The organism is Halomonas meridiana (assembly GCF_009846525.1).
In the GTDB taxonomy this organism is placed as follows: domain Bacteria; phylum Pseudomonadota; class Gammaproteobacteria; order Pseudomonadales; family Halomonadaceae; genus Vreelandella.
Genome location: NZ_CP024621.1, coordinates 873,348 through 887,863 on the forward strand (window position 1 = coordinate 873,348; position 14,516 = coordinate 887,863).

Sequence of the window (14,516 nt, forward strand, 5' to 3'; positions counted from 1 at the left end):
GACGGGATATTGTCATGCATCTGATGGGCCGCCGTTCTCCCGCTCATATCTGCTTACTGCTGAGCTTGCCGTTGATGGTGCTGCTGGGGCTGAGCTTTCAGCAGCAGGGCGGTATCGCGCAGAGCGTTCAGGCGCTGCTGTTTCCCACGCTCGATAACGTCGATGAGCTGCTGCTGCACTTTGCTTGGTGGCCGCGTTTTACCATTGCGCTATTAGCCGGTGGCGGTCTAGCGCTGGCTGGGGTGCTAATGCAGCAGGTGCTCCGCAACCCGCTGGCATCGCCCACCACCTTGGGCGTGGCGTCGGGCGCCAACTTGGCGTTGATGGCGGCTACGCTATTGGCCCCCGGCGTGCTTACGATAGGCAGTGAGTGGATTGCATTGCTGGGTGGCGCTGCCGCTATGGGGCTGGTGTTTGCACTTTCGTGGCGGCGTGGGTTGGCGCCCATTGCGGTGGTGCTGGCGGGGTTGGTGGTCAATCTTTATCTGGGGGCGCTCTCGACGGCCCTGCTGTTGTTCAATCACGAAACCCTGGCGGGTTTGCTGATTTGGGGAGCTGGCTCCCTGGCGCAAAATGGTTGGGATGGCGTGGCGTCGCTGGCTCCCAGGCTAGCCATTTGCGGCTTGGCGGCGTGGCTGCTGCTGCGTCCTTTGGCCGTTTTGGAGTTAGACGACGCCAGCGCCAAAAGCCTGGGGGTTTCGCTGAAGCATTTGCGCTTTGCCGGGTTAGGGCTGGCGGTCTTCATCACCGGCAGCGTGGTGAGTGTGGTGGGCATCATCGGCTTCATTGGTTTAGCGGCTCCCAATATCGTACGCATGGCTGGGGCACGCACGCTGCGTGCGCGCTTGCTCTGGTCGACGTTGTTAGGCGCCGTGCTGCTGGCCACCACGGATCTCTTGCTGCAGCGCTTTTCCGGCATGATGGCGACGCTAATTCCCACCGGGGCCGTGACGGGCGCCTTAGGCGCACCGCTACTGATGTGGTTAATTCCGCGCCTTAAACTGCAGGGCGACCGTCCTCCCCAGGCCTCCGGCGTGGTGATCACGCGCCATGCCGCGCCCTATCGATTAGCCACTGGGCTACTGCTAGCGCTGGTGGCAGCTATGGTGGTGGGCCATTTGGTGGGGCAAGGGGCAAACGGCTGGAGCATCATCGCCCCGACGAATTGGGGTGTAATTGAGTGGCGCTTTCCGCGCGTAATGGCGGCAGCGGCCAGCGGTTTGATGCTGGCAATAGCGGGCACTATTCTGCAGCGCCTTTCGGCTAACCCTATGGCGAGCCCTGAAGTGCTGGGTATCAGTGGTGGCTGCGCCATCGCGCTGATTTTAGGTATTTATCTGCTCCCCGCTCCCAGCAATGCCATGCTGGTGGCGATAGGAACGCTGGGGGCGTTGGCGACGCTGCTTGTGCTGGTAGCGCTCAACCGTAAGAGTGGCTTTGTGCCTGAGCGTTTACTGCTCAGCGGCGTAGCGATTAGCGCACTGTTCGATGCGGTGCGCAGCGTGCTGCTGGCGGGCGGTGACCCGCGCGGCCAGCAGGTTATTGCGTGGCTGGCAGGCTCTACTTATTACGTGGATGTAGGCAGCGCGCTGCTCGTGGGCAGTATGGCGGCAGGACTTGCGTTGGTATCGCTGCCGTTCACCCGCTGGCTAGACATCATGCCGCTGGGTACCGCCACAGCGCGTTCGCTGGGCATTGGCCTGAACCGTGCGCGCCTAGCACTACTGCTGCTGGTCGCTGTGCTCACCGCCTGCGCCACGCTAGTGGTGGGGCCGCTCTCCTTCATTGGCTTATTGGCACCGCACATGGCCCGGCTAATGGGCTTCTCCCGCGCCCGCCAGCACTTAGTAGGCGCTGCCTTGATCGGTATGCTGTTGATGGTGTTGGCCGACTGGGTGGGCCGTCAAATCATGTTCCCGTATGAGATTCCCGCAGGCTTGGTGGCCTCGCTGATTGGCGGCGCCTACTTCATGTGGGGGCTACGACGGCTATAAGCTGTGCTAATGCGCCATTAGCAAGATGATTTTTGGTTATGTGAGCCTTCCCTTACCCTGTCGCCATCTTCACTCCAGCAAAAGGCGAACGGCAATGTGGGAAAGCTACTTAACGGGTTTGGTAGTTTGCGGCGGTATCATCATGGCGATTGGGGCGCAGAACGCCTACGTGCTGGGGCTGGCCGTTCGCCGCGAGTACCACTGGTGGTCGGCGGGGCTGTGTATAAGCGCGGATATCATCCTGCTCACGGCGGGTATGTTTGGTGCCAGCGCGTTTTTGCTCACCATGCCCAATGCCATGGAAGCCATGCGCTGGGTAGGCGTGCTATTTTTGAGCTGGCTAGCGGCACAAGCGCTATGGCGCGCTGCCAGCGGCCGCGAAGGCTTGAAAGCCAACAGCGCCAAAGCGCGTAGCCTGCGCGGCGTGTTACTGGCGACGCTGGCGGTGACGGTGCTCAACCCGCAAGTCTACCTCGATACGCTGCTGTTAATTCCCGCCATTGGTGCCCAGCAGGAGAGCGCCGGTGTGTTCGTCGCCGGGGCGTCAACGGCGTCGATTCTCTGGTTCAGCTTGCTGGCCTGGGGTGGCGCGGCGCTGTCGCCCTGGCTCTCTCGCCCTGCGGCATGGCGCACCATCGATGGGCTGATTGGCCTAATGATGGCCGCCATCGCGGTGCACCTCGCGCTCGGCTCGGCGTTGTTGTAACGGTTTGATTGACGTATTACGCCTGATCGAAGTAGCGCTTGATGATATCTAATACCTGCTCAATATCGCTGTCGCTGATATCGCGATGCACCACCATACGCGTGGCGTAGAGTAGCTCTATCAGTACGCCATGCTCTTTAAGCCAAGCGGCCAGCGGCGCGATATGCGCTTTGTCGATCTGAACAAACACCATATTGGTGGCCTGTGAGGTCACCTCGATGGCGGGAAAGACGGCCAAGCCTTCCGCCAAGCGGGCCGCACGGCGGTGATCGTGTGCCAAATCCGCTACGTGATGATCCAGCGCGTGCTGGCAGGCCGCGGCAATAATGCCTGCCTGGCGCATTCCACCTCCCACTACTTTACGCCAGCGCCGGGCGTGATCGATCAGTGCTTGAGAGCCCACCAGTGCCGAGCCCATGGGCGTACCTAGCCCCTTCGAAAAGCATAGTGAAACGCTGTCGAAGGGCTGGCAGAGCTGCGTGAGTGAGGTATCCGTCGCGACGGCGGCATTGAAGAGCCGGGCACCGTCTAGGTGGGTGGCCAGACCATGTTCTCGAGCCAGCGCGGTGGCCTGCTGCACGTACTCGGCAGGCAGTACCTTGCCGCCTATGGTGTTCTCCAACGCGAGCAGCCGGGTGCGGGCAAAGTGAAAATCGTCGGCTTTGACGGCGGCGGTGATTTTTTCGAGCGGCAGGCTGCCGTCTGGGGCGTTCTCGATCGGCTGCGGTTGAATGCTGCCCAACACGGCGGCACCGCCCCCTTCATAGCGATAGGTGTGGGCGCTCTGGCCCACGATATATTCATCGCCTCGCTCGCAGTGGGCCATTAATCCCACCAGGTTGCTCTGGGTGCCGCTGGGAAATAGCAGCGCCGCTTCCTTACCTGCTCGCTCGGCCAACGTGGCTTGAAAGGCATTCACCGTCGGGTCGTCGCCCCACACATCATCGCCCAGCGGTGCTGACATCATGGCGTCTCGCATGGCGGCGGTAGGGCGTGTCACCGTATCGCTACGTAAATCAATCGTCATCGAACGACTCCTGGTTGGGGAGTGGGACAGGGCATGATGCCGATAACCCACTATGGTTAATGGGCACGACACCCAACGTTTATCTGCCCGGTCTGACCGTATGGCAATCCAGCATAGGCAATAAGATGGATCTTAAAAGTGGTTATCCGTTCTGGACGGTAAAAAATGGCTTGTTAGCGCCGTTTCCCCAGCTTACTCAAGATCTCAATGTAGACACAGTGATCATTGGTGGAGGTATCACCGGTGCTTTGATCGCCGATGAGCTTAGCCGCCACGGCCATCAGGTAGCGGTGCTCGAACGGCGGGACGTTGGCTGGGGAAGCTCTGCCGCCAGTACGGCGCTGCTGCAGTATGAAATAGACACCCATATGGTGCATTTGGCCGAGCAGTACGGTGAGGCCAATGCCGTGATGGCTTATCGAGGCTGTGCCGAGGCGATTGTGTCCCTGGAGCGCTTGGCTGCCGAGTTGGGCAACGTCGCGTTCAGCCGCCAGGAGAGCCTCTACTTTGCGAGTCAGGAGGCGGATGTCGCTGCCTTGAGCGCTGAACTTACGATGCGCAAGCGCTTTGGCTTCGATGTCGCTTGGCTGGATCAGCGCACGATCGAGGCGGACTACGGCTTTTCTGCGCCAGGGGCGATTCTCTCCTCGCTGGCCGCCCGTGCCGACCCTTACCGTATGGCGTATCACCTATTGGAAAACGTCGTCCGACGCGGCAGCCAGGTGTTCGATCGCACCCAGGTGGAGCAGCTAACGCCGGACGGCGAAGGAGTGAGCGTCGTGCTGCGCAATGGGGCGACGCTACGCAGCCAACAGGTCGTCATCGCCGCCGGTTACGAAAGCCAAACGTGGTTGCCGGAGCCCGTGGCGGCCAATCGCAGCAGCTATGCGTTCGTGACCGACCCCTTACCCCGCGAGGTAATGGGCAAGCTGGGACACACGCTGGTGTGGGAGTCTGCGCGGCCGTATCTTTATCTGCGTTCTACTCAGGAGGGGCGACTATTGATCGGCGGAGAGGATGACGATGAAGACATCGCCGAGCGCCGCGACGCCCGGGTGATGGAAAAAGCGCGAACGCTGGCGGCCAAGGTAGAGGCGCTCTGGCCGGACCTTGAGATCAATCCGACGTTTTGCTGGGGCGGCACGTTCGCGGAAACCGACGACGGCTTGCCCTATTTCGGACCTCATGAGGCGCTGGGGCCAAGGGTTTATTTCGCCATGGCGTACGGGGGAAACGGGATTACTTACAGTATGATAGGTGCCCAACTGCTGCGGGCGTTGATCGAAGGGCGCGATCACCCTTTGCGCGCGCTGTTCTCATTTCAGCGCTAGCGCCCACGGGCATCAACGCGTCGCTGATAAGACGCTACACTACGAGTACGAACGCCTCTCATGCGTTCGTACTCGTCGTTAAGATGACCTTCCTGCCGTATTGCATCGTTTGATGAATAAGTGAGTGTTTGTCATGAGTCCCGCCCTGTTCCTTCGTGCCCTGGAGCGCAATGATTTGCGCTTCGTCCATGAACTCAATAACAACCAGAGCATCATGTCTTACTGGTTTGAGGAGCCTTACGAATCCTTCGATGAACTCGAAGAGCTGTACAACAAGCACATCCACGACAACGCCGAGCGGCGCTTCGTGGCCGAGGACAGCGCCGGTAACGCGATTGGCTTGGTGGAGCTGATCGAAATCGATTACATCCATCGCAGTGCCGAGTTTCAGATCATCATAACGCCCGAGCACCAGGGGAAAGGGTTTGCGCGCTCACTGATTCGTCAGGCACTGCACTACTCCTTCACGATTTTGAATCTGCATAAGGTCTACTTGATCGTCGCAGTGCAGAACGTCAAAGCGATTCATCTCTATGAAGAGAGCGGGTTCATCGAAGAGGGGCACTTGGTACAGGAGTTCTTCATCAACGGCAAATACCGTGATGTAAAGCGCATGTACATCTTGCAAGAGACGTATTTGGCGCAGCTAGGACAGCAGCCAGACGAAGAAGGAGGGTGGGAGTAGATGTCCCGCATCTCGGTCAACGGCCAAAGCGCATTGACCGAGACGCGGGAAGCGCCTTATTGCTGGCGCATGTAGGCGGCGAGGGCATCGAACGCAGCGCGCTGCTGCTGAGCACGTTTTGCCCATACTTCCATCACATCGACTTCCATGGCCGATTTTTGAGACGTAGCATCTTTCATGGCGAACACTCCTGGTACAGGGGGAGAGGAATCGTTTTTGTTATACACAGCTTGCGTTGTGCAATGCAGTAAAATAGCTGTGATATGAATATTAGGCGCTTTCCTCCGGCGTGACTAGTCCAAAAGATGTAAGTGATCTGCCATTGCGCGTAAGAAATAGCTTACAAATCGTCGTGAGAGAGGCGCCTGTTTGGCTAGCTTGTTGAATGGAAAAGATTTTCATAATACAAAAAAGCCGACATGGCGTGTCGGCTTGGAGGGTTATCTTTTCGTCTAACGAGATGGAAACCGGCGCAAAAAGCGCTAGCTAGCCGTAAAAATCGGCGATGGCATCATTGGCGGCGCGTAGCCACTGCGCCTGGCAGTGCCAGAATGCCAGCACGTCATCGCTGACAGGCGGGGTGAGGTGGGTGACGATCATGGCAAGGTCCTCCTGTGGGACGCCCTTAACAGTGTAGGCCTATTGATGTTGCGTTGCAGCATCAATAGGCGTTCTCCTGACGTTCGGCAAAGTGGCGCGTCTCGGGCTAGGCTAGGTAGGCTGAATTGTCATTTCCCTGCGAAAGGAGTCGCACATGAGCGCAAACGTTGCCGAGATCATCGTCGAAACACTGCAAAGCGCAGGTGCCAAGCGCTGCTATGGTGTCGTGGGCGATACGCTGAACCACTTTACGGACGCGTTACGGCAAAGCGATATACAGTGGGTAGGTGTACGTCACGAAGAAGTGGGTGGTTTTGCAGCCGGTGGCGAGGCGTATATGACCCAGGAACTAGCGCTATGCGCAGGTTCCTGCGGCCCGGGTAGCCTGCATTTTGTGAACGGGCTGTTTGATGCTCACCGTAATGGCTCTCCCGTGGTGCTCATCGCCTCGCAAATTGGGCTTAGTGATACCGGTAGCCAATTTCCCCAGGAAGTCGATCAAAGCGCCATTTTCAAACAGTACAGCGTGTTTTGTGAAACCGTTGTCTCTGCCGAGCAGGCGCGCCGTATGGCCGCGCTAGCCGCCCAGGCGGCGCTCGCCAAGCGCGGCGTTGCGGTGCTGATCGTACCGGGTGATGTGATGACGCAAACGCCGGATAATCAGTTGGGCTATCGCACGCATCGGTTTAGCTACTCGCTACGGCCAACGGCACAAGCGCTGGTGCCCGCCGTCGAGCAGCTCAATAAAGGTGGCAACATCACCATTTTTGCTGGCGCTGGCTGCGAGGATGCGCGGGAGCAGGTGATCGCCCTAGCGGAAAAACTGCAGGCCCCGATTGCCTGGACCTCTCGGGCGAAGGATTTCATAGAGCACGACAACCCCTATCACGTTGGCATGACGGGCGTGTATGGCCTGGAAGGCGGCTATCACGCGGTGGCCGAGTGCGACACCTTGCTGCTACTCGGCTGTAATTTTGCGTTTAGCCAGTTCTACCCAGAGCGTGCGACGATTATTCAGGTAGACCAAGACCCTACGCATATCGGCAAGCGTTACCCGGTAGACGTGGGCATCGTCGGCAGCACGCGGGATACCTGCGAGGCGCTCAGTCAAGTTGTTAAGGAGAATACGCTCAGCCACTGGCTAGATAAGTGTCGCAAGCGCTACGCCAAGTCGTTGGAAAAATCGGCCCATCAAAGCCGCGATAGCCAAGTGATTCACCCACAAGAGCTGACGTTGGCCATTGACCGCCACGCGGCGGAGAATGCCTTTTTTACGGCTGATACCGGCAGCGTCAACGTATGGATGCTGCGCCATATTCGTGCCTCCCAGCAGCGGCGCACCCTGGCGAGTTTGCAGCACGGCACCATGGCCAATGCGTATCCCCAGGCGTTGGGGATTCAGTTGGCGTATCTCCACCGCCAAGTGATTGCCATGTGCGGAGATGGCGGGTTAACCATGCTGATGGGGGATTTATTAACCTTAGTGCAGCAGCAAATTCCGCTAAAAATCGTGGTGTATAACAACAGCTCTCTAAGCTTCGTGGAATTAGAGCAAAAAGTAGAAGGGTTGCTCGATGCTTACACGGAGCTTAAAAACCCCAACTTTGGCGAAGTCGCCACCGCCATGGGGCTATGGGGTCGCCGGGTCGAGCAGGAGGCCGAACTGGATGTCGCGATTAGCCAGTGGCTTGCCCAGCCGGGGCCTGCCTTATTAGATGTGGTGGTGAACCCCATGGAGCTGGTGATGCCTCCCAAGGTAGAGGCCGGGCAGGTCGCTTCAACAGCGCTCTACTCCGCTAAAGCCGTGTTGAGCGGGCGCATGGACGAGGTGGTTCACTTAGTCAAAAGTAACTTCTTAAAACGCTAGCAGGGTTATCGCGTGCTATGTTGGCAGCGGCTCATGACAAACCGACAATAGTAAGAGCAATGCTATGACGCAAACGCCCGCCATTCATCACCATGACCGCTGGGTGAATACCGCCAGTGGTCGAATATTCACGCGAACTTGGGAACCACACAGTGCTCGCTCGGACGTTCCGATCGTGCTGTTCCATGATTCTCTGGGCTGTGTTGATCTATGGCGCAGCTTTCCCGCGGCGCTCTGCGCCGCAACGCGGCAACGGGTTATTGCTTACGACCGGCTTGGCTTTGGCCGCTCCGATGCGTACCCAACGCCTCTGCCGCTCAGTTTTATCGACGATGAACCCACGGGGAGCTTTGCTGCACTGCGCGAGGCCTACCCAATCACACGCTTTATCGCTCTGGGCCATAGCGTTGGGGGCTGCATGGCGGTGCACTGTGCTGGGGGTTACCCGGATCAGTGCCAGGGGCTGGTAACCATTGCTGCTCAAGCGTTTAACGAAAACCGCACACGGCAGGGGATCGAGGAGGCAAACGTTGCCTTTCAGGCGCCGGAACAGTTCGCCAAGCTGGCTAGGCACCACGGCGACAAAGCCCGCTGGGTACTCAACGCCTGGGTGGAAACATGGCTAAGCCCCGCGTTTGCAGAGTGGTCACTCATCCCTGCGCTTGAACAAGTACAGTGCCTGACACTCGTGCTGCATGGCGAAAAAGACGAGTACGGGTCTCATCGTCAGCCAGAGCGTATTGCCCGCTATACCCAAGGCCCCGCTCACTGCGAAATGCTACCCGGCATCGGTCATATTCCTCACAGGGAAGCCGAAGCCGTAGTGGTCGAGTTTGCCCGCCAATTTATCGCTCGCCTTGCCTATTAACGGCTTAATCTCAAGCCCATGTAAGCACCATGAGAGACGTTCTATGCGCTTAAGAGTCTTATCCGATCTTCATTTAGAACATTTTGACGGACACCGCGAACTGCCGCCTGCCGAGGCGGATGTGGTGGTGTTGGCAGGGGATATTCATCGCAGAGCAGAGGGGCTGGCATGGGCGCGGCAGCAGTTTCCCGACCTGCCGATTCTCTACGTGCCGGGCAACCATGAGTTCTACGGCACCTGCATGCCGCTGCTGCGCCAAGAGTTAGCGCTAAAAGCCGCTCGGTATGATATCGAGCTGCTGGATAATCGCAGCGTGACCATTGGCGGAGTACGCTTTTACGGCACGACGCTCTGGACAGATTTTGCGCTCTATGCCGACGACCCCACCCGTAACCCCTCAGAGACCGAAGCAAAAGCGCTGCGCTATATGCCCGATTTTCGCATCATTACCACGGCTCCCGGCCAAGTATTCACGCCCCAAGCCAGCCAAGACATCCACCGTGAGGCGCTGGAGTGGTTGAGTCGCGAGCTTCAACAGCCTGTCGATGGCCCCCGCGTCGTGGTGAGCCATCATGCCCCACTGCACGGTTGCATTCCCGAGCAGTACATAGGCGACGCGCTCTCGCCCGCCTTTGCTTCCCACCTCCCGCAACTAATGGGCAAGATGGATTTGTGGATTCACGGCCACGTTCACGAGCCGGTAGATATACGGCACAGCGGCACGCGCGTTATCGCCAATCCGGGCGGTTATCCAGAGGAGTTTTCGCCGCCGCTGTTTCGACCTAATTGGGTAGTCACGGTGGGCGAATAAGGGCTGAAATGACGCGCTGCTCTATAACCTAGCTACACTCCTACCTGTGACGATAACAGTTGCTCATACAACCACAGGGAGTGATAGGCGATGGAAATATTAGAAACGGCGCTAGGGCCACTTCGTGACGGCCTTTATGCCGTTATGATGCCCGTCAGCAACTTTATCTGGAGCTACATTCTGGTGTACCTGTTGCTGGGTGCAGGCCTGCTGTTCACGATCATGACGCGCGGGATGCAGTTTCGTCTGTTTCGGCACATGGCCCACGTGACCTTTACCGCCCGCGGGGCAGGGGATGGCATTAGTGGTTTTCAGGCGTTCGCGACTTCCATGGCCGCACGGGTCGGTACCGGTAATTTGGCGGGGGTTGCTTTAGCGCTGTGGATCGGCGGGCCAGGGGCGATTTTTTGGATGTGGGTGACGGCCCTGGTAGGGTTTGCGACCTCGTTTATCGAATCGACGCTGGCTCAGGTCTATAAGCATCGCAACGAAGATGGCGTCTTTCGCGGTGGTCCTGCGTTCTATATCGAGCGCTGTCTGGGCTGGCGCTGGCTGGGGTCGCTGTTTGCGGTGTTCTTGATCATTGCCTACGGGCTGGCGTTCAACGCGGCGCAATCCAATACCATTGCCCAAGGCATGAGCGGCGCCTTTGGCATTCCCAACTGGGTGACCGGCGTGGTGATTGCGGCACTGGCCGGTGTCGTCATCTATGGCGGCCTGAAATCGGTAGCACGTACGGCCGAGAAGATCGTGCCGGTGATGGCGATTGCCTATCTGCTGGTGGCGCTATGGATTCTGTTTGCCAACCTCTCCGCCGTGCCCGACATGCTGTCACTGATCGTCATGAGTGCCTTTGGCTTAGGCCCGGCGGTCGGTGGCGCGGCGGGTTACGCCATTAAGGCCGCCATGGAAAACGGCATCAAGCGGGGTCTTTTCTCTAACGAAGCCGGTATGGGCTCGACCCCCAATGCGGCAGCACAGGCCACCGTGAAGCACCCAGCGGCCCAAGGGCTGGTGCAATCCTTTGGGGTCTTTGTCGATACCATCGTGATTTGTAGCTGCACAGCGGTGGTGATTCTGCTCTCCGGTGTGTACGAGCGGCTGCTGTCCGAGTCGCCGGGGGAGAGCATCGAAGGGATCCAGTTGACCCAGGATGCCATGGTGGATCACCTGGGGGGCTTTGGTGAGATCTTTATCGCCATCGCGATCCTGTTCTTTGCCTTTACCTCCATTCTGGCGAACTTCTCGTTCTCGTCAGTGAACATTGAGTACCTGTTCCGCCGCCGTGCCAAAAAAGCGGTCGGTGTGTTCAAGATCATTATCCTCGCCATGGTATTGCTAGGTTCTGTTGCCGAACTCAGCGTGGTCTGGGACTTTGCCGACCTAGCCATGGGGCTAATGGCCACCACCAACCTGTTTGCCATTCTCTTGATGGCCCCGATTGCGGTCTCGGTGTTGAAGGATTACGAGCGCCAGCGTCGCCAGGGCATCGAGGAGCCGCTGTTCGATCCCGCCATACTTAAAAATCCAGAGCTGGTGGATGAGGATGTGTGGCCGGTAAAAGAAGAGAAACCGGTAGACCGGTAAGCGAGTAAAGAGCGGCCTTCGAGCCGCTCTTTACGTGTCAGGGGTTAGCTAGCGGATTTCTCCACCAGCAGCCCACAAGAGGGCGCTGCCCAGCGGTTGTCAGCGGTGAACACCACGTCGCACACCACGGGCGAGTAGTAGCGGCGCACTTCTTCATCGATGCGCTGACGCAGCGCGTCTTGGTTTGCCAGGGTCGCTTCGGGCAGCTCTTTGGGGAGTACCACGTGGACGATAACGTAAAGCAGGCGGCCGGGGCGCACCATACGCACGCGCACTTCCAGGGTATCGATATCGGCAAGGCCACGGGCAACGGCTTGGCGCACTGGTTCAGCGACGGCTTCTTCCGGGGTTTTGTTGAGCAGCTCTCTTAACGCTTGCGACGCCATGCGCACGGGCACCCCCAGGCAAAGGACCACCACCGCAATCACCAATACGGAATCCACATAGGGCAACACAGCTTGCCAGCCGAGGCGTTCAAACAGCATCACGAAGCAAAAAGCCGCTAGTACGGCCCCTGAAATCACACTGTTGACCAGCCAGTTTAGTTTGTCGGCGGCCACCAAGGGGCTACTGACATGGCGCTGGCTACGGTGCATGACCCAAGCCGTCAGTGAGCAGGCGACGGTCGCAAACAGCGCATAAATCACCGCAAGCCCCGCTGAAATTTCCCGCCCGCCAGTCAGCAGCGCCGCCACGGCATCCACCAGCGCGAAGATCGATACCCCCAAAATCAGCAAACCTTTGCATAAATTAACCAGCGACTCGAAGTAGCTGTAGCCAAAGGGGTACGACTCGCTATCCGGGCGGCTGGCAAGCTTGCTGACCTTGATGGTCACCAGCGCTACGCTAAAGTAGATAAGATTGAACAAGCCATCCAATAGGATGGCCTGGGAGTTCGAGGCCAAGGTGGCCACGATACCGGCACAGCCAATGAGCAGCGCCATGAAGGCGGAAAAGGCTAACGTACTGGATTCTGTCTTCACGAACGTATGGCTCCCATGCCTACCGAATCAAGAGGCTGGCAAGCATAGCAACATCACGGTAGGCAATGTCAGTGATTTATGACCCCCTAAGGGGTGAACCCCGCACTGCACCCAAGGAGGGATGTGGAGATGCGCCATGCCAAAGACGTCACCTTTCATTTGCTAACGCCCGAAGATGCCGTTGAGCTGCTGCGTTTCGAACGCGCAGAGCGTGCGTGGTTCGAGCAGCATATTGAGGCTAGGCCGGAGTGCTTTTACACGCCGCAAGGGGTGGCTAAGCACATCATCGATTGTTTAGCGCTCAACGCACAGCGCAAGATGAATCCTCTCATCATCCGTGAGCGGGGCGTCATCGTGGGGCGCGCGAATTTACGCAATATTGTTGATGATCAGGCGCGGGTGGGGTATCGGATTGCGCGAAGCGCTGGCGGCCGGGGGATTGCGCAACACGCGCTGAAACGCTTATTGGCGGAAGCTCGCTGCGTGTATGGCGTCACACAGTTGGCGGCGGTGGTTGCGGTGGACAACATGGCCTCCCAGCGCGTGCTGACAAGAGGCGGGTTTGTTGCCCAACAGCGATTGTCTTGCTACTCCCGGGTGAAAGGGGAGCTTAAAGATTGCTGGGTGTTTGAATACTCTCCGGCCTCGTAGCGTGGTTTGGCAGCTCACAACACGTTGTACTAGCCTTGAATGACGTTTTCCGTAAACGCCAAACCAGGAGGTTGATGCGATGCCATTTCTGAATGCAGGGACGGAGCAGGGCACACCGGTTGAGATTTATTACGAGGTTCACGGGGCAGGTAAACCGGTCGTACTGATTCACGGTTGGCCGCTGAGTGGCCGCTCTTGGGAGCAGCAGGTGCCTGCGCTAGTGGAGGCGGGCTACAAGGTGGTGACCTATGACCGCCGTGGTTTTGGCCGTTCGACCCAAGCGGATGGCGGTTACGACTACGATACCCTCGCTTCTGATTTGAAAAAGCTGCTGGACGCGCTGGATCTCAACGACGCGACCCTGGTGGGCTTCTCCATGGGCGGCGGCGAAGTCGCGCGCTATTTGTCGAGCTACGGCACCGAGCGTGTCAATAAAGCGGTGTTGGCAGCTGCAGTGCCGCCGTATCTGTATAAAACAGACGATAACCCGGAAGGCGGCCTGGACGATGCCACGATTCACCAGTTCCTGGAAGGCGTGAAGGGTGACCGCATCGCCTTCTTGGATGACTTCACCAAGAGCTTCTTTACCGCCAACGACAAGAGCGATCTGATCAGCGAACCGAACCGGCTTTATCACCGCGATATCGCGGCGTTCGCCTCTCCCAAAGCGACCTACGACTGCATCAAAGCGTTTAGCTACACCGACTTCCGCAAGGATTTACCCAAGATCGACATTCCGACGCTGGTCCTCCATGGGGATTCAGACGGCATCGTACCGCTGGAAGTGAGCGGCAAACGCGCCGCTGAGCTACTGCCCAACGCTTCGCTAGAGGTGATCGAGGGTGGCCCGCATGGGCTTAACGCGACTCACCCAGAGGCGTTCAATCAGGCGCTGATTCGGTTTTTGGTTCAATAAAGAGCGTCACTCTCAAACAGCCGCGCCGCCTGGATAGGCGGCGCGGCTGTTTGCGTTGCAGGGGGCGTTTTAGAGGTAAGCGTTCGGCTAGCCTTCCACCCACACTTCATCGCCTTTGAAGGCGACGCGCCAAGTACGCAGCTGTACCTCATCCTCCTCCAAACACTGGCCATCTTCCAGGCGGAAGTGCTGCTTGTAGATCGGAGAGGCCACTACTGGGCTGCCTTTAATATCGCCGACGATGCCGCGGGCAATCACATAGGCCTTCGAGAAAGGATCGAAGTGATCCAGGGCATAGAGCTCTTGCGCGTGGCCGGGCAAATAGAACAGCGCCACTTGGGCGGGGCCTTCCGGTATGTTCAGCCAAGCGGCAACGCCGGAAAAGGGCACGAGGTCTGCTCTGGTGCAGAGCGGCTGCCAAGTGTCGTTGCGGTTCGTTAGTTTGAGTACGGTAGCGGTCATGGTCGTCCTCGATTCTTTGGTCACTGGG

Annotated in this window: 14 protein-coding genes; 10 read left to right on the forward strand and 4 right to left on the reverse strand. The window is 58.4% G+C overall.

Going from position 1 to position 14,516, the window contains the following annotated elements; genetic code table 11:
- Positions 1-23: 23 nt before the first annotated feature.
- Both fhuB and CTT34_RS04280 read left to right on the forward strand, forming a co-directional pair.
- On the forward strand, positions 24-1,994 hold the full coding sequence (gene fhuB / locus CTT34_RS04275; protein ID WP_390620278.1) for a Fe(3+)-hydroxamate ABC transporter permease FhuB: 1,971 nt from the start codon (positions 24-26) through the stop codon (positions 1,992-1,994).
- A 94-nt stretch (positions 1,995-2,088) separates the two neighbouring features.
- Positions 2,089-2,700 carry a LysE/ArgO family amino acid transporter gene (locus CTT34_RS04280; RefSeq protein WP_159341328.1) on the forward strand — a complete coding sequence of 204 codons (612 nt, stop codon included), beginning with the start codon at positions 2,089-2,091 and terminating at the stop codon, positions 2,698-2,700.
- Between the two features lie 16 nt (positions 2,701-2,716).
- Here CTT34_RS04280 and ltaE read toward each other — a convergent pair whose 3' ends face one another.
- Positions 2,717-3,727: a low-specificity L-threonine aldolase gene (gene ltaE, locus CTT34_RS04285; RefSeq protein ID WP_159341329.1), complete on the reverse strand. Its 1,011-nt coding sequence runs from the start codon at positions 3,725-3,727 to the stop codon at positions 2,717-2,719.
- A gap of 125 nt (positions 3,728-3,852) precedes the next feature.
- Here ltaE and CTT34_RS04290 point away from each other — a divergent pair, with 125 nt between their 5' ends.
- Both CTT34_RS04290 and speG read left to right on the forward strand, forming a co-directional pair.
- Positions 3,853-5,058: an NAD(P)/FAD-dependent oxidoreductase gene (locus CTT34_RS04290; RefSeq protein ID WP_159341330.1), complete on the forward strand. Its 1,206-nt coding sequence runs from the start codon at positions 3,853-3,855 to the stop codon at positions 5,056-5,058.
- Positions 5,059-5,191: 133 nt separating this feature from the next.
- Complete coding sequence (gene speG, locus CTT34_RS04295; protein ID WP_159341331.1) at positions 5,192-5,743, forward strand: spermidine N1-acetyltransferase; 552 nt, start codon at positions 5,192-5,194, stop codon at positions 5,741-5,743.
- A gap of 56 nt (positions 5,744-5,799) precedes the next feature.
- On the opposite strand, the gene CTT34_RS18570 is transcribed toward speG, so the two are convergent.
- Positions 5,800-5,922, reverse strand: a complete 123-nt coding sequence (locus CTT34_RS18570; RefSeq protein WP_285262748.1) for a hypothetical protein — start codon at positions 5,920-5,922, stop codon at positions 5,800-5,802.
- Between the two features lie 575 nt (positions 5,923-6,497).
- Here CTT34_RS18570 and CTT34_RS04300 point away from each other — a divergent pair.
- From CTT34_RS04300 to CTT34_RS04315, 4 genes are all read left to right on the forward strand, one after another.
- On the forward strand, positions 6,498-8,210 hold the full coding sequence (locus tag CTT34_RS04300) for a thiamine pyrophosphate-dependent enzyme (RefSeq protein ID WP_159341332.1): 1,713 nt from the start codon (positions 6,498-6,500) through the stop codon (positions 8,208-8,210).
- A 64-nt stretch (positions 8,211-8,274) separates the two neighbouring features.
- A complete protein-coding gene (locus CTT34_RS04305; protein ID WP_159341333.1) occupies positions 8,275-9,078 on the forward strand; it encodes an alpha/beta fold hydrolase in 804 nt (267 codons plus the stop codon).
- A 43-nt stretch (positions 9,079-9,121) separates the two neighbouring features.
- Complete coding sequence (locus CTT34_RS04310; RefSeq protein WP_159341334.1) at positions 9,122-9,889, forward strand: metallophosphoesterase; 768 nt, start codon at positions 9,122-9,124, stop codon at positions 9,887-9,889.
- 90 nt (positions 9,890-9,979) lie between these two features.
- The gene (locus tag CTT34_RS04315; RefSeq protein ID WP_159341335.1) at positions 9,980-11,476 is read left to right on the forward strand and encodes an alanine/glycine:cation symporter family protein; all 1,497 of its coding nucleotides are present in this window, start codon (positions 9,980-9,982) and stop codon (positions 11,474-11,476) included.
- A 44-nt stretch (positions 11,477-11,520) separates the two neighbouring features.
- On the opposite strand, the gene CTT34_RS04320 is transcribed toward CTT34_RS04315, so the two are convergent.
- Positions 11,521-12,459 carry a cation diffusion facilitator family transporter gene (locus CTT34_RS04320; RefSeq protein WP_159341336.1) on the reverse strand — a complete coding sequence of 313 codons (939 nt, stop codon included), beginning with the start codon at positions 12,457-12,459 and terminating at the stop codon, positions 11,521-11,523.
- Between the two features lie 129 nt (positions 12,460-12,588).
- On the opposite strand from CTT34_RS04320, the gene CTT34_RS04325 reads away from it, so the two are divergent.
- Positions 12,589-13,110, forward strand: a complete 522-nt coding sequence (locus CTT34_RS04325; protein WP_159341337.1) for a GNAT family N-acetyltransferase — start codon at positions 12,589-12,591, stop codon at positions 13,108-13,110.
- A gap of 79 nt (positions 13,111-13,189) precedes the next feature.
- Entirely contained in the window at positions 13,190-14,026 is an 837-nt protein-coding gene (locus CTT34_RS04330; protein ID WP_159341338.1) for an alpha/beta fold hydrolase, read from the forward strand.
- Positions 14,027-14,113: 87 nt separating this feature from the next.
- Here CTT34_RS04330 and nirD read toward each other — a convergent pair whose 3' ends face one another.
- Positions 14,114-14,488, reverse strand: coding sequence for a nitrite reductase small subunit NirD (gene nirD / locus CTT34_RS04335; protein WP_159341339.1), 375 nt, complete (start codon positions 14,486-14,488; stop codon positions 14,114-14,116).
- Positions 14,489-14,516: the final 28 nt, after the last annotated feature.

Excerpts from the sequence above, each read along its gene's own strand:
- fhuB (WP_390620278.1), top strand. The coding sequence starts at position 24 with ATGGGCCGCCGTTCTCCCGCTCATATCTGCTTACTGCTGAGCTTGCCG.
- CTT34_RS04280 (WP_159341328.1), top strand. The coding sequence starts at position 2,089 with ATGTGGGAAAGCTACTTAACGGGTTTGGTAGTTTGCGGCGGTATCATC.
- ltaE (WP_159341329.1), bottom strand. The coding sequence starts at position 3,727 with ATGACGATTGATTTACGTAGCGATACGGTGACACGCCCTACCGCCGCC.
- CTT34_RS04290 (WP_159341330.1), top strand. The coding sequence starts at position 3,853 with ATGGATCTTAAAAGTGGTTATCCGTTCTGGACGGTAAAAAATGGCTTG.
- speG (WP_159341331.1), top strand. The coding sequence starts at position 5,192 with ATGAGTCCCGCCCTGTTCCTTCGTGCCCTGGAGCGCAATGATTTGCGC.
- CTT34_RS18570 (WP_285262748.1), bottom strand. The coding sequence starts at position 5,922 with ATGAAAGATGCTACGTCTCAAAAATCGGCCATGGAAGTCGATGTGATG.
- CTT34_RS04300 (WP_159341332.1), top strand. The coding sequence starts at position 6,498 with ATGAGCGCAAACGTTGCCGAGATCATCGTCGAAACACTGCAAAGCGCA.
- CTT34_RS04305 (WP_159341333.1), top strand. The coding sequence starts at position 8,275 with ATGACGCAAACGCCCGCCATTCATCACCATGACCGCTGGGTGAATACC.
- CTT34_RS04310 (WP_159341334.1), top strand. The coding sequence starts at position 9,122 with ATGCGCTTAAGAGTCTTATCCGATCTTCATTTAGAACATTTTGACGGA.
- CTT34_RS04315 (WP_159341335.1), top strand. The coding sequence starts at position 9,980 with ATGGAAATATTAGAAACGGCGCTAGGGCCACTTCGTGACGGCCTTTAT.
- CTT34_RS04325 (WP_159341337.1), top strand. The coding sequence starts at position 12,589 with ATGCGCCATGCCAAAGACGTCACCTTTCATTTGCTAACGCCCGAAGAT.
- CTT34_RS04330 (WP_159341338.1), top strand. The coding sequence starts at position 13,190 with ATGCCATTTCTGAATGCAGGGACGGAGCAGGGCACACCGGTTGAGATT.
- nirD (WP_159341339.1), bottom strand. The coding sequence starts at position 14,488 with ATGACCGCTACCGTACTCAAACTAACGAACCGCAACGACACTTGGCAG.